Annotated in this window: 18 protein-coding genes; 6 read left to right on the forward strand and 12 right to left on the reverse strand. The window is 61.6% G+C overall.

Annotated elements, in window-relative coordinates; translation table 11 throughout:
* Positions 1-39 precede the first annotated feature (39 nt).
* From IB238_RS13130 to IB238_RS13140, 3 genes are all read right to left on the reverse strand, one after another.
* A complete protein-coding gene (locus IB238_RS13130) occupies positions 40-264 on the reverse strand; it encodes an aa3-type cytochrome c oxidase subunit IV (protein ID WP_192246868.1) in 225 nt (74 codons plus the stop codon).
* Positions 265-437: 173 nt separating this feature from the next.
* Complete coding sequence (locus IB238_RS13135; protein ID WP_192246870.1) at positions 438-1,217, reverse strand: hypothetical protein; 780 nt, start codon at positions 1,215-1,217, stop codon at positions 438-440.
* Between the two features lie 172 nt (positions 1,218-1,389).
* The gene (locus IB238_RS13140; protein ID WP_192246872.1) at positions 1,390-3,702 is read right to left on the reverse strand and encodes an EAL domain-containing protein; all 2,313 of its coding nucleotides are present in this window, start codon (positions 3,700-3,702) and stop codon (positions 1,390-1,392) included.
* A gap of 625 nt (positions 3,703-4,327) precedes the next feature.
* On the opposite strand from IB238_RS13140, the gene IB238_RS13145 reads away from it, so the two are divergent.
* Positions 4,328-5,107: a gamma-glutamyl-gamma-aminobutyrate hydrolase family protein gene (locus IB238_RS13145; protein ID WP_192246874.1), complete on the forward strand. Its 780-nt coding sequence runs from the start codon at positions 4,328-4,330 to the stop codon at positions 5,105-5,107.
* A gap of 11 nt (positions 5,108-5,118) precedes the next feature.
* Here IB238_RS13145 and IB238_RS13150 read toward each other — a convergent pair whose 3' ends face one another.
* The 4 genes from IB238_RS13150 to IB238_RS13165 all read right to left on the reverse strand — a co-directional run bounded on the left by IB238_RS13150 (position 5,119) and on the right by IB238_RS13165 (position 8,256).
* Positions 5,119-5,538, reverse strand: coding sequence for an AprI/Inh family metalloprotease inhibitor (locus IB238_RS13150; RefSeq protein ID WP_192246876.1), 420 nt, complete (start codon positions 5,536-5,538; stop codon positions 5,119-5,121).
* 117 nt (positions 5,539-5,655) lie between these two features.
* Positions 5,656-6,612: a 2-hydroxyacid dehydrogenase gene (locus tag IB238_RS13155; protein ID WP_192246878.1), complete on the reverse strand. Its 957-nt coding sequence runs from the start codon at positions 6,610-6,612 to the stop codon at positions 5,656-5,658.
* Between the two features lie 35 nt (positions 6,613-6,647).
* A complete protein-coding gene (locus IB238_RS13160) occupies positions 6,648-7,682 on the reverse strand; it encodes a LacI family DNA-binding transcriptional regulator (protein ID WP_192246880.1) in 1,035 nt (344 codons plus the stop codon).
* A 52-nt stretch (positions 7,683-7,734) separates the two neighbouring features.
* On the reverse strand, positions 7,735-8,256 hold the full coding sequence (locus IB238_RS13165; protein WP_192246882.1) for a MarR family transcriptional regulator: 522 nt from the start codon (positions 8,254-8,256) through the stop codon (positions 7,735-7,737).
* Between the two features lie 81 nt (positions 8,257-8,337).
* Here IB238_RS13165 and IB238_RS13170 point away from each other — a divergent pair, with 81 nt between their 5' ends.
* From IB238_RS13170 to IB238_RS13185, 4 genes are all read left to right on the forward strand, one after another.
* Positions 8,338-9,147: a creatininase family protein gene (locus tag IB238_RS13170; protein WP_192246884.1), complete on the forward strand. Its 810-nt coding sequence runs from the start codon at positions 8,338-8,340 to the stop codon at positions 9,145-9,147.
* 91 nt (positions 9,148-9,238) lie between these two features.
* On the forward strand, positions 9,239-10,348 hold the full coding sequence (locus IB238_RS13175; RefSeq protein WP_192246886.1) for a GTP-binding protein: 1,110 nt from the start codon (positions 9,239-9,241) through the stop codon (positions 10,346-10,348).
* Positions 10,348-11,337, forward strand: coding sequence for a WD40 repeat domain-containing protein (locus IB238_RS13180; protein ID WP_192246888.1), 990 nt, complete (start codon positions 10,348-10,350; stop codon positions 11,335-11,337). The genes IB238_RS13175 and IB238_RS13180 overlap by 1 nt, the downstream gene beginning before the upstream one ends.
* Positions 11,338-11,401: 64 nt before the next feature.
* On the forward strand, positions 11,402-11,710 hold the full coding sequence (locus IB238_RS13185; protein WP_348648233.1) for a VOC family protein: 309 nt from the start codon (positions 11,402-11,404) through the stop codon (positions 11,708-11,710).
* A 107-nt stretch (positions 11,711-11,817) separates the two neighbouring features.
* Here IB238_RS13185 and bla read toward each other — a convergent pair whose 3' ends face one another.
* From bla to odc2, 5 genes are all read right to left on the reverse strand, one after another.
* The gene (bla, locus tag IB238_RS13190; RefSeq protein WP_192246890.1) at positions 11,818-12,681 is read right to left on the reverse strand and encodes a class A beta-lactamase; all 864 of its coding nucleotides are present in this window, start codon (positions 12,679-12,681) and stop codon (positions 11,818-11,820) included.
* A gap of 134 nt (positions 12,682-12,815) precedes the next feature.
* Positions 12,816-13,259, reverse strand: coding sequence for a glyoxalase superfamily protein (locus IB238_RS13195; protein ID WP_192247786.1), 444 nt, complete (start codon positions 13,257-13,259; stop codon positions 12,816-12,818).
* A 258-nt stretch (positions 13,260-13,517) separates the two neighbouring features.
* Positions 13,518-14,210: an OmpW family protein gene (locus IB238_RS13200; RefSeq protein ID WP_192246892.1), complete on the reverse strand. Its 693-nt coding sequence runs from the start codon at positions 14,208-14,210 to the stop codon at positions 13,518-13,520.
* Between the two features lie 364 nt (positions 14,211-14,574).
* Positions 14,575-15,165 carry an N-acetyltransferase gene (locus IB238_RS13205; RefSeq protein WP_192246894.1) on the reverse strand — a complete coding sequence of 197 codons (591 nt, stop codon included), beginning with the start codon at positions 15,163-15,165 and terminating at the stop codon, positions 14,575-14,577.
* 94 nt (positions 15,166-15,259) lie between these two features.
* Positions 15,260-16,393, reverse strand: a complete 1,134-nt coding sequence (gene odc2, locus IB238_RS13210; RefSeq protein WP_192246896.1) for an ornithine/lysine decarboxylase — start codon at positions 16,391-16,393, stop codon at positions 15,260-15,262.
* Between the two features lie 543 nt (positions 16,394-16,936).
* Between odc2 and IB238_RS13215 the strand changes: the two genes are divergently transcribed.
* Positions 16,937-17,851: a LysR family transcriptional regulator gene (locus tag IB238_RS13215; protein WP_192246898.1), complete on the forward strand. Its 915-nt coding sequence runs from the start codon at positions 16,937-16,939 to the stop codon at positions 17,849-17,851.
* Positions 17,852-17,878: the final 27 nt, after the last annotated feature.

The raw sequence follows: 17,878 nt of genomic DNA on the forward strand, positions 1-17,878 counted from the left end.
GATTGGGGGCGCTATATCCTGCAGTCCGCTAAGGAGCGTTCAGCGCAGAGCGATGAAGCCGAGGACGTTAAGGACGATCAGGAGAACGAGCCCGGAAAAGAAGCCGGCGCTGGTGAAGAAGGCGGCGGCCATCGCGATCATCAGCGTCACGCAGAACATCGTTCCGTACTTGGCCGCATTGAGGAAGAAGCTGTAGGTCTTCTCGTGCTCTGCATAGTCCATCGGAGCACCCATCTCGACCGGTCCGGTATGAAGTTCAGCCATGCTATCGTCTCCTGTTTGCATGCGCCCGATCCGAAGGGGGACGCACCCGTCGCCAAAGCGGGCCGCAAGGCCCCTATTCCACGCCATCGCTTACACAAAGGCTTGTCAAAGCGCAACGCGCGACAGAGTCGCACCCTGACATTTGTCAACCAGATTGCGACTCTGGCGCGAAATCAGATCCGCAGACCCGCCTCGCCGATCTGGATACGGCTGCTGCCGCCGAAATGCGCGATCCGGGCGGTTGGACGCACCGTCAGCGGGCTGAACTGCATTTCCTCGCCGCGCCCGAACAGCATCCGGCGCTCGAAAGGCTCCGACTTGAAAAAGGGGAAACGCACGTAGAGCGACGGCAGGACCTCCTTGACGCGGGTGGCGAGCAGCATGAGGTCGATGATGAACTTGCCATGATTGCTCTTCGGCGAAGCAACGAAGTCGGCGTCGAAAACGCGCTTGTAGAAGGCCGAATGCGCCGGCTTTACCATCTGCAGGCAGCGATCGACCTGGAAGTAGTCGGTCGCCATCGTGGCAAGGCGCAGCGTGAGATAGGGAATTGCCGGCATCTCGTTCCAGACCTCCGGATCGGCGGCCAGGCGGACGGGATCGATCAACGACATCCCGGCATCAAGGAAAGCATTGATTTCGTCCGGAAACACTTTGCCGGATGAATTGACGCGATGTTCGGGCGTGACGTGATGCAGGCGGACGGTCGAAATCAGCCGCTCATCGTAATAGATGCCGAACACATAGGCATGACTGTCGAAATCGACCTCGTCGATCAACAGGGGCGAATCGTCTCCCAGCTGCATCACGCTTCCGGCCTTGTAAGCCTTGTAGCGGATGCGCGCGACCTCCTCCATGTCCTCCCCGGTCTCCACCCGGCGGTATTCCACCCGGTCGAGCAGCGTCATGAGCTTGTCTGAAAATCGATTGGTAGCCGATTGTACGCTGGCCATGGAACACAAATCCCCGATTGAATGACCTGCGGTCGCTGAACCGCAGGCGCACACTCAATCATTTCAATCAATTTGTGTAAATTACCATGTATTAACCTTAACAGAATTTTAGCATATATAAGGAAATCAATATTTTAGCGCATTCTACAATACTGGATGGAATTGAAGTATATCAGGCGACGTGGCGTCCGCGCTTGGCGCGCACTTCTGCTTCCTTGCGGGCCAGAGTTTCTGTCAGATCCATAACCGCGGACGAAGACATCGGGGCAGCAAAGACATAGCCCTGCACCAGATCGGCACATTGATGCTTGTTGATCAGTGCCAGCTGTTCGCGCGTCTCCACGCCTTCGATGACAATCCGGAGCCCGAGCTCGCGCGAAAGATTGACCGTACCGCGCAGCAGCTTGAAGCGGCGCGCGTCCTCGGCAATGTTACGTACGAAGGATCGGTCGATCTTGATGACGTCAAGCGGAAGCGCGTCAAGGTAGCTCAAGCTGGAATAGCCGGTGCCGAAGTCATCGATGGCGATGGTGATCCCCCGCGCCCGCAGTTCCTGCAACACGGCCTTCACCTTGACCGGCTCTTCCATCAGGCAGCTCTCGGTCACCTCGAGGTGCAATCGAGACGGCTTGAGACCAGACGCGATCAACGCATCCGTCACGACGCTGACAATCTCGGAATTGCGCAGGTCCTGTACCGACAGGTTGATGGAAACGCCCATATGCTCCGGCCAACCGGCGCAATCGGCGCAGGCGCGTTCGATCACCAGGCGGGTAATCTCGGAGACGATACCCATCTCCTCGGCGATCTGGATGAAGATCACGGGCGAAACAGGCCCCCGCTCGGGATGCGTCCAGCGCGCCAGCGCTTCGCAGCATTCGATGCGCGATCCGTCGGGCAGGAACATTGGCTGGTAGGCGACCGACAGTTCATTCTTGGCAATGGCCTCGCGCAGATCGGTCTTGAGCTTCTGGCGCTCGACATAGCGGGCATCCATCTCCTCTTCGAACGTGGTGAAGCCGCCCTTCGCGCGCGACTTCGTCTCGAACAGGGCGAGATCTGCCTTGATCTGCATGTCCTCCATGCGGAACTCATCGCTCTCGCAAAGCACGCAACCCGCGCTCAAAGAAACGTTGAAAGTCGTTCCGGCCAGCTCATACGTCCCCTGCACGTGCTGGTGCAGCCGGCGCATGCGCTCCTCGAGATCCTTGCGATTGTTGTCGTTCGGGAAAAACAGGATGAACTCGTCGCCCATCAGATGAGCAGTGATAGCCTTGTCACCAGCTGCCTTGCGCAAACGCTCCGCAATTAGGCAAAGTAGCCGGTCGCCGGTTACGTGTCCCTTCATGTCATTGACATGTTTGAACTCATCGACATCAAGCACCATGAAGCCCACTGTACCTGGCCGCTTGCGCTCGGTCAGCACCGCCTGCACCAGCTCAGCGAAATAGGTGCGGTTCGGCAGACCCGTGAGGCTGTTATAGCGGATCATGTGAAGGATCTTGTTTTCCGCGCGCATGCGCGCAGTCACGTCCTCGAAAATCAAAACCGCGCCGCCGTTCTCACGGCGGCTGGCAGTAAACTCCAGGTAAAAGTCGTCCGCCACCTGGACGAGTGCACGTGAACGCTCACCTTTGAGCAGTTCGTCCAGTTTTTGCAGGATTGCCTTGCTCTGCTCGGCATTCAGGAAGCTGCTGCGAACGCCATAGCGCAAAACCACGTCGAGATGGCAATCCTTCAGGCGATCCTTATCGCCGAGTTGCAGCAGTTCGCAGGCGCGTCGGTTGGCGACGAGAATGCGCTGGTCGGCATCCAGCATGAACAGACCGTGCGGCATGTTGTTGAGCGCCGCATCGAAGCGATCGGCAATAATCGATATCTCGCGGGTGGCGAGTGCTGCCTTCTCCAGGAAACTGCGAACGCCATTCGCCATTATCCGGGTCGTCAGTACGAACGGCAGGATGAGCACCGCAAGGACGGCGTGATAGAAATCCTGCAGGCCGAGAAAGCCGACCACCATCGGAAAGCAGGCCGAAAAGCACATATAATCGACGGCCCGGCTTGAGCCGCAGTTTCGACCCACTACCGAAACCATGGTGGCAAGCGTCACGGCAATGGTGGCAAGTTCCGCAAAGCTGTCCCGACTGATGAGGAGGCTGTAGCCGCAAGCAATGCCCAGCACGAGCGTCGTGCCGACGGCACCGGCATTGTACCAGTTTTCCCAATAGCGGATCCTATCGCTGTCGAGCTTGGAATGGTCGACGCGATCGAAGCGGCGCATGCCATAGGCACGCGACGACCAGACGAGTACGACCGCAACACAGCATGCGAGGAAGAATGGGTCAGCCGTTTTCGCGTAGACGAACGCGAAGGTAACGACATGAGAAATCATGCCGACGAACAGGGTCTGGCGATTTCCGTAAAGCGAACTGACGAACGACAGATACACATCCGCCGGCAGCGTGCTTTGACCTCGATCCTTCATGGACTCGGTGCTCCCGTTGACAGGCGAGCGTTACAGACGAAATTTTAATGAATGATTTCGCGAAAATGCCCGATCATTTAGGCGAGCAAACTACCATGCCCGTCCCTTTGCACAGCTGTTCAACCGAATCGTGCAGTCCACCTTCGAAATGGGCGTCCAAACGCAACTACACATAGCAGACTGATGCAAAATCACAGACACAATCATCAACTGCGCGCACAAAATGCATCGCAACAAATTCATCGCAGAGATTGAGATATCGAAAATCATGGTTAATCGAGTGCTGATTTTCATGCCAAAACAAGCCGCCCCTTCTCGGGATCAGGGTACGCGGAGCCGAAGTCTATCTCCCGCATGTGGCAACCGGCGTCGGACCATACGCAAGCGATAAGCCGAAGCTCTGAATCGCGGCAAGGGGGATCGCGACGTGCTTTAGCGGCCGCAGGCGCTACAATTCTCTCCTTCGCCGCTGCTTGGGAATTGACTGGACTGCGATTTGACGGCAAAGCCTTTGGATAACAGCGCCGCGCGCGGAATATGTGCGCTCTGCGTTGACACTTGAACACGGCCGGATCGAGAGTTCACTGCCAGCATCGATCATGGCCAATTTGATCGGAGCTCCAGCATGCCGAAACCTGTCGTCGCCATCCCCGCGGATATCCGTGAAATCGAAGGCAATGTGTGGCAGGCCACGCCGAACCAATATGTGCGTGCCGCCGTCAAGGGCGCAGGCGTCATCCCCTTCCTGGTTCCGGCGCTCGAAAGCGGACACGACTTCGATGAAATTCTCGACCGGGTCGACGGGCTCCTGGTCAGCGGCTCACGCACCAACGTGCACCCCTCCTATTGGAGGCAGGAAGCGACCGCGGCCGACGGGCCGTTCGACTTCGCCCGTGACGCGACGGCGATACCACTGATCAAGCGCGCGCTGGAGCGCGGCATCCCGCTGCTTGCCATCTGTCGCGGACTGCAGGAACTGAACGTCGCCCTCGGTGGTACGCTGGCAAATGAAATCCAGGACATTCCCGGCAACTGGGATCACCGCAAGCCGGACACCACCATCCTCGACGAGGCCTACGGCATTCGCCAGGACGTGATCGTCAAGGAGGGAAGCTGCCTGGCCGCGATTGTCGGCGCCGGGACGATTCGCGTTAACTCTCTGCACCGTCAGGCAATTTCGGCAGCTGCCCCGCGTCTTGCCGTCGAAGCGCTGGCAGAGGACGGCACGGTCGAAGCCGTCTCCGTGATCGGCTCGAAGAACTTTGCCGTCGGGGTCCAGTGGCATCCGGAATACTGGGTCGGCTCGGACGAACCTTCCAACAAGCTGTTCGAGGCATTCGGCGATGCCGTCCGCGCCTATGCGGATTCAAAGCTGGTCAAGCCCGCGCGCCAAGCTGCCGGCTAATCCCAACGGGCTCAGTCCGCACCGTTCAGCGTGATCATCGCATTCGATGGGTCGACGGTCTCATAGGCCGGCCCGTCGCCTTCGGCCAGCGTCAGAATGGCATCGCCCGCGGCATTGGAAAGGACGACCGTCCCGTCGCCGGTCTCGGTCCAGGTCGCCGCATTCGACAATCCGGGCCAGACCTGCTCGCAGCCCCTGGCGGCTGCAAAGCGCATGCTCCGGTTGGTCAGCTTCTCGCCGCGCGACACGGCACAGGCAGTCTGAGCCTCGACATTCGATACGGAGAAGAGCTTGTCGCCCGTAAGGTCTGCGGGCTTCCGGATGGAACCGGAAACGACCGGATCCACGTCCGGCGGTGTTCCTGCATCGAGCGACCATATCCCGGCGAGAAGAGCAATGACACAGACAGCCGGCATGATCACTTTTCGCATGGGCCTTCTCCGAGATCGCGCGATTCGTAAAGAAGCCTGCGCCCGCAAGATTTACGAGAGCTTAACGCTTACTCCCCAAGAGCACGCCCCACCCCGCTTCGGAACAAAGCGCCGCGTTCAGGCTGGTGTTTCCGGCACCGGCGTCAGCGGCCTGCCGGTCGAGAACCATGCCAGCAGATTGTCCGCCACGAGATCGGCCATGGCATCGCGCGTGGCGACGGAGGCCGAGGCGACGTGCGGAAGCAGACAGGTGTTGGGTGCCGCAAGCAGTGCTGCCGGCACATGAGGTTCGTCCTGGAACACGTCGAGCCCTGCAGCTGCGATCGTGCCCGCCTCGAGCGCCTCGGCGAGCGCCTGCTCATCCACGGTCCAGCCCCGTCCGACATTGACAAGCACGCCGTTCGGACCGAGTGCGCTGAGCACCTCCGCATTGATCGTCTTGTAAGTGTCGGCCGTCTTGGGAACGATTGCGATCAACGTGTCGACGGCTTCGGCCATGCCGATCAACGTCGAATGATAGACGTAGGGAGCTTCCGGCCGCATCGTGCGGGTGTGATAGCTGATCGACACCCCAAAACCTTCGAGCCGCTTGGCGATTTCCAATCCGATCCGCCCCAGGCCGTAGATCCCCACCGACCGGCCTCGCAGCGTCAAGCGCGAAAGCGGAAACGGCCCGCTTCGCTTCCAGCGCCCTTCACGCAGCCAGGTCTCGGCTTCCGGGAAACGGCGCAACGTGTTCAGCAGCAACCCGATCGCCGTATCGGCGACCTCGTCGTTCAGCACGTCGGGCGTATTGGTAACGACAATGCCGCGCGCAGCCGCGCTGCCAATGTCGACGCCGTCGTAGCCAACACCGAAATTGGCAATGATTTCAAGATTGGGCAGGCATTTGAACGCCACACCATCGAAACTGCCGGACACGGCAACACCGCGGATCTCGGCAGCAATAACCGGATCAAGCATCCCGGGTGCAAGCGGCGCTGTGCAGCGCACCAGTTCCACCGCGTCGCCAAGCCGCTCGGCAACACGTTGACGCACCTTCCCGACAAGAAGGACCTTCGGCGTTTCAGGCATGGGTTCCTCCATCCTGCGGTAGACCTGCATCACCCTCAGGCGGCGTCGTGTCCATTGTGCTTCAACGGAGCGGTCGACTGGCGAATGCGCATTTCCGGCTTGATCAGATGGATCCCGTCCGGCTCGTGACTGCCCGAGAGCTTATCGAGCAGAGCACGTGCCGCGCTCCGGCCAACTTCCGACTGGCCATTCCAGACCGTCGTGAGCGAGGGCGTGGCGATCGCGGCCTCCTCGAGATCGTCATAACCGGTCACCGACACGTCGCGGCCCGGTACGAGCCCGGCGCGCGCGATGCCGTTCATCAGGCCGATCGCGACAAGGTCGTTCCAGCAGACGGCCGCCGTCGGCTTCTGCGGCAGCGAAAGGAAGTGGACGGCAGCCTCGAAACCGCCCTGCTTGGAGCGGGGACCTGGAATGCGCAATGCCGGATCGACCTCGATATTGGCCTTGCGCAGCGCGTTCACGTAGCCCTGGTAGCGGTCGCGCCCGGTCGAGGTCTGGTCGGTGCCGCCGACCATGGCGATCACGCGGTGGCCAAGCCCGATCAGGTGATTAGTCGCAAGCGATATCCCGTAGGCGTCGTCGCCGCGAAAGATCGGCACATCCAACCCGTCGATCGATCGCGCGATCAGGATAGCAGGCATGCCGTTATCCTCGGCAAGCAGAATGTCCTCCGGCGGCGTGCCAATCGCGGGAGACATGATCACGCCGTCGCCACCGAGCTGCAGCAGTGTCTCGATGAAATTGCGCTGTTTCTCGACCGAGTCATAGTGATTGGAGAGGATGAACGTCTGGCGGTCGCGATCGAGTTCGCTCTCGATCGCCTTCAGGATCTCGCCGTAGAACGGGTTCATGATGTCGTGCACGACGACGCCGATGATACCCGATCGCGACGTGCGGAGGCTGGCTGCGCGGCGGTTGTAGATGTAGCCGAGCGCGCGCGCCTGCTCCTTGATCCGCTCGCGGGTTGTAAGCGCAACGAGCGGGCTGTCGCGCAGGGCTAGGGAGACAGTTGCGGTAGAAACCCCGAGCGTTTCCGCGATCGTCGACAGCTTGACCTTCTGCGCCATGCCCCCTCCCCGAAATTGACAATAGCGACGTTTAAACCGTTATTTAAACTATTTAAATCTCCTCCGCAACGGCCTTCTCGCCGGCCTCCCTCACGACGCCCCGCAGGTTGCCGTCCACGGCGCGCAAGAGCTTCAGAAGGGTACGGACTTCCTTGTCGCTCAGGCCATCGAGCGCCTGGTGTTCACTGAGATTGCAGGCCTGCGTGATGAGATCGAGGGTGGCCCGCCCGGCTTGTGTCAGTTCGACCACTGTGAGCCGCCCGTCAACGGTGTCGGGCTTGCGCTCAACAAAGCCCTGAGCCTCCAACCGTCCAATGGTACGGGTCATTGTCGGGGCTTTGACGCCCAGCCGGGCGGCGAGCGCGCCTGCGGTCATCCCGCCATTGTCGGCAAGCGCCAGCATCACGCCATCCTGCCCGGCATAAAGGCCGCTGGAGAGAAGATTTCGAGAAAGAACCGTTCGGATCGAGCGTGCGGTTTGGACTATCGCGCCGGAAACTTCGGTCGGCCGGATAGGAGCATGCTCCTTTTTCTTGGCCTTTTCTTTCTTCTCTTCCTTCTTTTTCTTGCCCATGCGTCCTCGCCGATCTTGTTTCGCCGCGCTCACCTTGTATGACAGAGACACCCCATTGGCGACAAGTCAGGAAGAGGCCCGATGAGCGTCCGCCCCACAAGACGCTGGCCCAACAAGCGCTGGCAAGACAACGATCCCGCGCTCGACCCCTCCGAGCGCGCCGACTGGATTGCTGTTCTCCCCCTCGGCGCCCATGAGTTCCACGGACCGCATCTGCCCTTCGAGACGGACTGGCTAATCGCCGACGCGATCGTCGATCGACTGATTGCAGCCCTCCCCACAGACCTGTCCGTGACGTTCCTGCCCACCGAGCAGATTGGCTACTCACCGGAGCATCTCGACGTGGCGGGCACCAAGTCGCTTTCCTATGACGAAGCGGTCGAGCGCTGGCTCGGCATCGCCGCAGGCCTGTCCCAGCAGGGCATCCGCAAATTCGTGATGCTTAATGCCCACGGGGGCAATTCGCCGCTGATGACAATCGTCGCGACCGAAGCGCGTATTCGCTACGGCATGCTGGCCGTGGCGACCAGTTGGACCCGCTTCGGCCAGCCGGACGGCTGGATCGCGCCGGAGGACAAGGCAATCGATATTCATGGCGGGGACATCGAGACATCGGTGATGCTTGCGATCCATCCGGAATCGGTCAAGCATGACAAGGCCGCACGCTTTTCGTCCAGCCAGTCGGATTTCGCGCGCGACTTTCGGCATCTGCGCGCCTACGGCCCGCACGCCTTCGGCTGGAAGATGTCGGATCTTAACCCAGAGGGCGCCGCCGGCAATGCTGCCGCCGCAACCGCAGAACGCGGGGAACAACTGCTGGCGCACGCAACAACCGGCCTTGCCGAATTGCTTCAGGACATAAAATCATTCGACGTGAATACGCTGCGCTGAACGCTGGCGACATTTGCGCAGCTGCGTTTCATCTCCTATATCAGACGCCAACCGGATGCCTGCGGCATCCCCGACCGTTCTTGAGGCTCCCATGACCGACACCGCCACGCAAAAGCCCGTTCCCGTCACCGTCCTCACCGGCTATCTCGGCGCCGGCAAGACCACGCTTCTGAACCGGATTCTCACCGAGAACCACGGCAAGAAATACGCCGTCATCGTCAACGAGTTCGGCGAAATCGGCATCGACAACGACCTCATCGTCGAGTCGGACGAAGAAATCTACGAGATGAACAACGGCTGCATCTGCTGCACCGTGCGCGGCGACCTGATCCGCGTCGTGGAGGGCCTGATGCGCCGCCCCGGCCGTTTCGACGCCATCATCGTCGAAACCACCGGCCTTGCCGATCCCGTGCCGGTCGCCCAGACCTTCTTCATGGATGACGACGTGCGCTCCAAGACCGAGCTTGACGCAGTAGTGGCGTTGGTCGACGCCAAGCACCTGCCGCTCAGGCTGAAGGACAGCCGCGAGGCCGAGGACCAGATCGCCTTTGCCGACGTCGTCCTTCTGAACAAGACCGACCTAGTCACCCCGGAAGAGCTGGAGCGCATCGAGGTGACCGTGCGCGCCATCAATCCGGGCGCCCGCATCTACCGCACCACCCGCTCGGACATCGACCTGGCCAAGGTCCTGGATCAGGGCGCCTTCAATCTGGAGCGCGCGCTGGAGAACGATCCGCACTTCCTCGACCACGATCATGAAGACCACGTCTGCGGCCCCGACTGCGGCCATGACCACGGGCATGATCACCACCACCATCATCACGATCATGACCATCATCATCACGATCACGACCATCACCACCACGACCACGACCACGGCCCCTCGCCGATCCACGACGTGACGGTGCAGTCGATCTCGCTGCGCGGCGGCGAGATGAACCCGGACCGTTTCTTCCCGTGGATCCAGAAGATCACCCAGACGGACGGGCCGAACATCCTGCGCCTGAAGGGCATCATCGCCTTTGCCGGCGACGACGAGCGCTACGTCGTGCAGGGCGTGCACATGATCGTCGAGGGCGATCACCAGCGCGCCTGGAAGGACGGCGAGAAGCGCGAAAGCCGCCTCGTCTTCATCGGCCGCGACCTCGACCGCGAGAAGATCGAGCGCACCTTCAAGGCCTGCGAGGCGCAGGCGAACTGATGCCAACCGTTGCCCCTCTCGACCTCGACGGCCACGTCGTCGCGACCTATTTCCTCGGCGAGGTACCGTTCTTCGCCAGTGCCATCGGCGCGATTCATCGGCTGGACCATGGCCACAAGGTCACCGAGGCCAATGACGGTCTGCTCGCCTGCGTCCGCGACGAGGCGAACGATACTCTCGTCACCGGCGGCGAGGACGGAAAGATTTTCCGCATCGCCGCCGACGGTACGGCCACCGTTCTGGCAGAAATACCGCGCAAGTGGATCTCCGTCGTTGCCGCCGGCCCGCAGAACACGGTCGCCTTTGCCGAAGGGCGCACGACGCGCGTGCGCCTTGCCGATGGCATGATCAAGGAGTTCCCCGAGCAACGTACGGTCGAGGGCATCGCCTTCGCGCCGAAGGGCTTGCGCATCGCCGTCGCTCGCTACAACGGCGTGTCGATGCATTGGGTGGCAACGGCGGGGGCGCCGGTCGACCTCGAATGGAAGGGTGCACACACCGGCGTCACCTTTTCGCCGGACGGACGCTTCGTCGTCACCAGCATGCAGGAAAACGCCCTGCATGGCTGGAAGCTCGACAGCAAGCCCGGTGGCGACACGCGCCATATGCGCATGAGCGGCTATCCGGTCAAGGTGAAGTCGCTGTCATGGTCGGCCAAGGGCAAGTGGCTTGCCTCCTCCGGCGCGCCGGCCGCAATCGTCTGGCCCTTCGCGTCGAAGGATGGCCCGATGGGCAAGGCGCCCCTGGAACTCGGTACCCGTGGCGACGTGATGGTGACAGCCGTCGCCTGCCATCCGGTCGAGGACGTCGTTGCCATCGGCTATTCGGACGGCATGGTCATGGCCGCCCGCTTCGCCGACAACCGCGAAGTGCTGCTGCGCCGGCCGGGCAAGGGCGCGATTTCGTCCATGGCCTGGAGCAAGAACGGCCGCCAGCTCGCCTTCGCTTCAGAAGCGGGCGATTGCGGCGTCGTGGACATCAGCGCCTGACCTGACAGGACATTCGACATGCTTTGGTCTACCATCGCCGCGAGATCAACGCGGCGAGGTGGCCATGAGCCTGTCGGTCAAACCATTCCTGATGTTCCAGGGACGGGCGGAAGAGGCGATGGCATTCTATGCCTCGATCTTTCCCGATTGCGCGATCGACGAGACTGTCCGCTGTGGACCGGGCGAAGCCGGCCCCGAGGGGAGCGTCATGCTCGCCCGCTTCCACATCGGCCGGCAGTCGATCCTGTGCATTGATAGCCCGATCAACCACGACTTCACCTTCACGCCGCCTTCTCGCTGTTCGTCGAGTGCGAGTCCGAAGCACAACTGCGCGCGATCCATGCCGCTCTCTGTGAAGGCGGAAAGGAACTGATGCCGCTCGGCAATTACGGGTTCAGCCAAGAATTTGCCTGGGTGAACGACCGCTTCGGCGTCTCCTGGCAGCTAAACCTCAAATGATAAAATAGGCCCAAGCCCGGTTTAATCCGTGAACTCGGCGGCAATCGCCTTGCCGATCTCGGCAATGGCAGCGTTGCGTGCATCCATCGATGCATCCGTCTCCGTCAGGTAGATAGCGGCAACGATCGGCTTCCGCTCTGGCGGCCACATCACCGCAACGATCCCGCGCGTTCCATGCCCGCCCGCCCCGGTCCTGTCGGCAATGCGCCAATCGCCCGGAATACCTGCGCGAAGCAAGGGGCCTGCGACCTCGTTGCCAACCAGCCAGTCCGTCAGCTGCCGGCGTTCCGGTTCGCCCAGAGCATCTCCAAGCACAAGCTTGCGCATGGTCTCGGCCATCTTCGTTGGCGTCGTCGTGTCGCGCGGATCGTCTGGCTTGCCCTCATTCAGCTTGGGTTCCGTCCGATCGAGCCGCGACGTGTCATCCCCGACGGACCGGAGAAAGGCGGTGACCGCCGCAGGTCCGCCCAGAACCTCCAGCACCTTGTTGGCCGCGGTGTTGTCGCTCGTACGGAGCGTGATCTCGCAGAGATCCGAAGCCGAAGCTTTCCTGCCCACCATGGATTTCGTCACGGGGGAATACGATTCGAGATCGGCCTTGCCGATGACGACCTTCCGCTCCAGCTTGTCGGTCCCGCTGTCAAGCAAGGCGGCGCAGGCCAGGGCCTTGAACGTGCTGGCCATCGGAAAGCGCTGGTCTGCATTGTGCAGCCAGGTGTTACCCGTCGCCGTGTCCACAACGGCTAAGCCGACCCTTGCCCCAAGGCTCGTTTCAGCCTTCTTGGCGGCGCCCAGTATGGGATTCTCGCCCCCCAGGGCCGGCAAACTGGCGAACGTGGCAAGCGCCACCACACAGGCGGCCACCACAAGGGTTGGTCTTCTCATGTCTCTCTCCCGAAATGTGCGATGGCCCGGCGAATCGGTTCACCGGGCCACAGTGCTTACCGAGAGCAGATGGCCGAGATCGGGCGGAATTTTGTCCGGGCACGGAAGACGCACGCTTGATCGTGGACGCCTCGCTACCATTCCAATTCAAGATGCGGCCGACCGTCCGAGGTCTTCGAAGCCGTCCGCCCCGTTTCGTCGACCGTGCAGTTGACCCGCTGCCGGAACGCCGAAAAGCTCACGAAGCTCACGACATCGACTGGCTCGCCGAACTGCAGTGTCAGCCTGTAATGTCCCGGCTGCGTGGCCAGCGCCTGCACGCCCAGCACCTTCGCATCGAAGGGCTGCCCGAGATAATGGCCGCGAACGCGCGAGCCAAGCTGCCATGGGTCGAACGGCGGCCGGTTGCCGATCGCCGCATGCAGCGTGTTCCAGTCGCGATACCCGTACTGGGCGGCCACAAGTTCGAGTGCGCGGGAGTGGCTAATCGGCTGATCTTCGGCGGTAAAGCGCGCGCGCAGGCGCTTGGCTTGATCTTTTAGCCCATCAAGGGAAGGAAGCGGCGTCGATGGACGCATGGGTTTCTCCAGTTGCTGCATGCGTCATATCGGGGGGTCCGCATTGCCGCCGGTTCGCATGCTTTCGAAGCTGGAAAACCGTATCGAGAAACGAGAGTCTTCACCAAAGCTTGCGCTCGCGGACGGCCGGGGCTCTCACCCGATCCCTCCGGTACACCGGCGCGCGCCGCCTGTCAAAGGGGCCGTCAATCCTGACGCCCCCTCCATCGCTAAGCCCGGCCACGCGCTTTTCCGCAATGCCGAGCACAAATCCACTTGTCAGAATCGATAGGTTAAACCGGTGCCGATCAGCCAGGGATCGAGTTTCGCCTTGCCCGATAGTGACGTGCCGTCGAAGTTGGCCTTCCACTCCGGCTCCAGGAACAGCTTCTTGACGTCGAGGTTCACGCCCCAATGCTCGTCGAGCATGTAGTCGAAGCCGACCTGCAGCGCGGCGCCGAATTCGTTCTTGACGTCGAGGTCGGAGAACTTGCCCTTGCCGGACTGATTGTAGAAGAGCGTGTAGTTGACGCCCGCGCCGACGTAAGGCTTGAAGGCGCCGAAGTCGGTGAAGTGATACTGCAGCGTCAGCGTCGGCGGCAGCAGCCAGGTCTTGCCCACTTTGCCGAGTTCCTCGATGGAGCCTGCGGCGTCGATGTTCGCATACGTGGTGCCGAGGATCAGTTCCGCTGCGATGTTGTCGGTAAAGTAATAGGAAATATCGAGCTCGGGAACGACCGTGTCGCTGTAGGACAGGGCGGAGCCGGAAATTCCCTTCACATGACCCGAATCGTTCGTGATCACGCCCAGCGCGCGCAGGCGGATCTGCCACGGGCCGAGCGGGTCCGCCGCGACTGCTTCCGGCGCAGGTTCGGACAGCGGCGCTAGGTCGGCGGCAACAGCTGCCTGCCCGATCGTCGCGGCAACCACGACCGCAACGAGCCCCATGGAACGGGTCAGGGTATTGGACATTTTTCTCTCCTTCATCGGTAGTTCGCAGCGGGACGGACCGCTGCACGCGCCGACTATCCGCCCACCAAGGGAAGAGGAGTTGAGCCAGATCAATATTTTACCGGTTACAGTCCGGATCACGGCAATGACTGGGAAGCGTTGCAATTAAATCACAAGTTCAGCGCTCGCCATGCGCGAAACGCATCGCTCGCCACAGCGGGGAGTGTCATCGCCAAAGCGACGGTGACCGCTACAGGTCGCAGCGCTTGCTCAACTGCGAGTGACTCGGACCGTTTCCACTGCCGGAAGACGGGGTATGCCACCCCGGCCGATCCCATCGTCGACCGGAGCTAGCGACGGGATAGCAGGAAAGTTTTGCGGAGTGTCAGGCCGCTTTACGAACCACTCCGCGACCCAGCCGGCGACCGGCCGGGACAAGCACACCGACTGCGCCGTCGAGCCAGCCTTCTTTCAGTTCCATCGCCAGGAAACGGTGGCGCTCGAACGGGCCGGGCATGACGAGGTGCTGCGCCTTGTCCGCGAAGAAGCCGAAACGCTCGTAGTACGGCGCGTCGCCGACGAGAAGCACCGCCCCATGGTGGCGCCGGGCGGCCTCGGTGATCGCCGCGCGCATCAGCGCCGCGCCGATGCCCTTGCCCTCGTGGTCCGGATCGACGGCAAGCGGGCCGAGCAGCAGCGCCGGCACGCCATTGCCCGAAGCGTCCACACCTGCCTCGACGTTCCACAGCCGAACAGTGCCGATCACATGGCCATCCGGATCGCGGGCGACGAGCGCCAGCCCTTCCGCCGGCACGCGGCCGCGGCGCAGCTTTTCGGAGGACTTGCGGAAGCGGCCCTCGCCCATGGCGCGATCGAGCAGACGCTCGCGCGCAACCACGTCGCCGGGGTTTTCCTCGTCGGTGGTAAAAGCGGATTGCGCAAAAAATGCGCGCACGGAACCAAGAACAGTGGCCATCCCGGCCTCCCGAACTTCACTTGCCGCCACGAGCGGTCATCGGATCTCGTTGTGAGTGGCGCTCCCGCTTGTCGCGGGAGCCACCTGGATCGGTTCAGATCACGTAGGCCTTGAGGGGCTCGAAGCCGTTGAAGGCGACAGCCGAGTAGGTCGTCGTGTAGGCGCCCGTGCCCTCGATCAGCACCTCGTCGCCGATCGAAAGGGTGATCGGCAGCGGGTACATGTTCTTCTCGTAGAGCACGTCGGCCGAATCGCAGGTCGGGCCAGCGAGCACGCAGGGCTCCATCTCGTCCTGATCGCGCGCGGTGCGGATCGGGTAGCGGATCGCCTCGTCCATCGTCTCGGCGAGACCGCCGAACTTGCCGATGTCGAGGAACACCCAGCGGTGCGCGTCGTTGTCCGACTTCTTCGAGACGAGCACGACTTCCGCCTTGATCACGCCGGCATTGCCGACCATGCCGCGGCCCGGCTCGATGATCGTCTCGGGAATGTGGTTGCCGAAGTGCTTCTTCAGCGCGCCGAAGATCGCCTGGCCATAGGCTTCCGCCGTCGGGACGTCCTTCAGGTACTTCGCCGGGAAGCCGCCGCCCATGTTGACCATCTTCAGCTCGATGCCCTGCTTGGCAAGCTGGACGAAGACGCGCTTGGCGTCGGCGAGCGCCGAATCCCAGGCGTCGACCTTCGTCATCTGCGAGCCGACATGGAACGAGACGCCGTAGGAGACGAGCCCAAGCTGGTGGGCGTAGACGAGCACGTCGACCGCCATCTGCGGCACGCAGCCGAACTTGCGCGACAGCGGCCATTCGGCGCCCTCGCCGTCCGTCAGAACGCGGCAGAACACGCGCGCGCCCGGAGCGGCACGGGAGACCTTCTCGACTTCCTCATGGCTGTCGACCGCAAAGAGGTTGACCCCCAGCGCGTGGGCGCGGGCAATGTCGCGCTCCTTCTTAATTGTGTTGCCGAAGGAGATGCGGCTCGGGGTCGCGCCGGCATTGAGCGCCATTTCGATTTCGGCGACGGACGCGCAATCGAAGGAGGAGCCCATGCTGGCGAGCAGGCGCAGGATTTCCGGCGCCGGATTGGCCTTCACCGCATAGTAGATCGAACTGTCCGGCAACGCGTGGCGGAAAGCCTTGAAATTGTCGCGCACCACGTCGAGGTCGACCACGAGGCAAGGGCCTTCCGGTCGTCGGGTGTTCAGGAAGTCGATAATGCGTGCAGTGGTCATCTTGCCATTCCCCGTGATCAAGCTGCTCCGGAAAAACCGGAGGACAAAGGGCGACGCGAACATGCGATGGAACCAGCCGGTGGAGACCCCGGAACCAAGCATGCGCGCGTACGCGAAACGATGAACCTGAGCCCGCCGAGGCTCGGATTCGGCTTTGTCTGCCATGGATTGGAGGGGATGACCCAACCGCACTTCCGGCAATGAAGGTGTGCCTCTTCAGTAACCCCGGCTGATGGAAAGCCGGCAGACACCAGAAAGGCCCGCACCGTCGTTGCTTCAAGATGTCCTCGCATTTCCCGGTTGGCCGGAATAGCGACTGGATCGGTTAGCTCCAGGTACCTTACCGATGATCCTCACCAAATCGAGGGTCGGCGGACACCCACAGGCACGTGCGACTTTGGGCAAGGGCGGAAATAGGGAGATTCACTGTCGCAATCAAGAGTTTTTCGATACCGCTATTGAAAAAAATTCAGCTGCCCACGACATTCCCGGTGCCCGGTTTCGGAACAGATTCGCCGCCGTTTGGCAGGAAGGACAGGCTACATGGACACGCTGACCCGCATTCGCGCCTATATCGACGTCGTGGATGCCGAGGGCTTTTCGGCCGCCTCGCGCAAGGGTGGCAAGTCGAAGGCGCTCCTATCCAAATACGTGCGTGAGCTGGAAGACGAGCTCGGCGCGTTGCTGTTGAACCGCACGACCCGACAGTTCTCCATGACCGAAGCCGGCCACACCTACTACCGGACTGCCTCGGAAATTCTGAAGGAGATCGACAATCTCGCCGATCTGGTTCGCGAGAACAACACCGACCTGAAGGGAAAGCTGAAGATCTCGGCACCGCGGACCTTCGTCGATGCGGAGATCGGTCAATCGCTCATCGATTTCGGCCGCGAGCATCCGGAACTGTCGCTGGAGATCGTTTCCGACGACCGTTTCGTCGACCTGGTCGAGGAGGGTTTCGACGTGGCGGTCCGCATCACACGGCTCGAGGACTCCACCCTGATCGCCCGCAAGCTTGGAGACTTCTATCTCAAGATCTGCGCTTCCCCGGATTTTCTCGAGCGAACCGGACCAATCGCTCACCCCTCCGAGTTGTCGCGCCTGCCCTGCGTTATCGACACGAACGGCAAGTCGCACAGCAATTGGCGCTTTATCGATGGAAAAGGCACCAATTTCAGCGTTCCGGTGAGCGGGCATATCGAGGTCAACAGCCCCGCATCCGCCATCAGGGCTGCCGCAAGCGGCCTCGGCATCGCGCAGGTACCGGAGTTCATTGCCCGCGCCAGCCTCGATTCCGGTAAGGTCATTTCGATCCTCGACGACTATCTTCCGGCCGACCGGGGCATCTACGCGATCTATCCGCACCGCCGTTATCTGCCGGCGAAGGTGCGCACCTTTGTCGACTTCCTGCACAACTGGTTCAAGAAGAACGGCAACGGCGCCGAGGTTCGGAACTGAGCCCGATAGACGCGACAATTCGCGCCT

Origin of the sequence: Rhizobium sp. ARZ01, from assembly GCF_014851675.1 — a bacterium.
Lineage (GTDB): Bacteria > Pseudomonadota > Alphaproteobacteria > Rhizobiales > Rhizobiaceae > Mycoplana.

Coding starts and splice junctions, on each gene's coding strand:
- IB238_RS13165 (WP_192246882.1), bottom strand. CDS start 8,256: ATGGGCAAGAAAAAGAAGGAAGAGAAGAAAGAAAAGGCCAAGAAAAAG.
- IB238_RS13185 (WP_348648233.1), top strand. CDS start 11,402: ATGAGCCTGTCGGTCAAACCATTCCTGATGTTCCAGGGACGGGCGGAA.
- IB238_RS13175 (WP_192246886.1), top strand. CDS start 9,239: ATGACCGACACCGCCACGCAAAAGCCCGTTCCCGTCACCGTCCTCACC.
- IB238_RS13200 (WP_192246892.1), bottom strand. CDS start 14,210: ATGTCCAATACCCTGACCCGTTCCATGGGGCTCGTTGCGGTCGTGGTT.
- bla (WP_192246890.1), bottom strand. CDS start 12,681: ATGAGAAGACCAACCCTTGTGGTGGCCGCCTGTGTGGTGGCGCTTGCC.
- IB238_RS13140 (WP_192246872.1), bottom strand. CDS start 3,702: ATGAAGGATCGAGGTCAAAGCACGCTGCCGGCGGATGTGTATCTGTCG.
- IB238_RS13150 (WP_192246876.1), bottom strand. CDS start 5,538: ATGCGAAAAGTGATCATGCCGGCTGTCTGTGTCATTGCTCTTCTCGCC.
- IB238_RS13135 (WP_192246870.1), bottom strand. CDS start 1,217: ATGGCCAGCGTACAATCGGCTACCAATCGATTTTCAGACAAGCTCATG.
- IB238_RS13130 (WP_192246868.1), bottom strand. CDS start 264: ATGGCTGAACTTCATACCGGACCGGTCGAGATGGGTGCTCCGATGGAC.
- IB238_RS13180 (WP_192246888.1), top strand. CDS start 10,348: ATGCCAACCGTTGCCCCTCTCGACCTCGACGGCCACGTCGTCGCGACC.
- IB238_RS13170 (WP_192246884.1), top strand. CDS start 8,338: ATGAGCGTCCGCCCCACAAGACGCTGGCCCAACAAGCGCTGGCAAGAC.
- IB238_RS13155 (WP_192246878.1), bottom strand. CDS start 6,612: ATGCCTGAAACGCCGAAGGTCCTTCTTGTCGGGAAGGTGCGTCAACGT.
- IB238_RS13145 (WP_192246874.1), top strand. CDS start 4,328: ATGCCGAAACCTGTCGTCGCCATCCCCGCGGATATCCGTGAAATCGAA.
- odc2 (WP_192246896.1), bottom strand. CDS start 16,393: ATGACCACTGCACGCATTATCGACTTCCTGAACACCCGACGACCGGAA.
- IB238_RS13205 (WP_192246894.1), bottom strand. CDS start 15,165: ATGGCCACTGTTCTTGGTTCCGTGCGCGCATTTTTTGCGCAATCCGCT.
- IB238_RS13160 (WP_192246880.1), bottom strand. CDS start 7,682: ATGGCGCAGAAGGTCAAGCTGTCGACGATCGCGGAAACGCTCGGGGTT.
- IB238_RS13195 (WP_192247786.1), bottom strand. CDS start 13,259: ATGCGTCCATCGACGCCGCTTCCTTCCCTTGATGGGCTAAAAGATCAA.
- IB238_RS13215 (WP_192246898.1), top strand. CDS start 16,937: ATGGACACGCTGACCCGCATTCGCGCCTATATCGACGTCGTGGATGCC.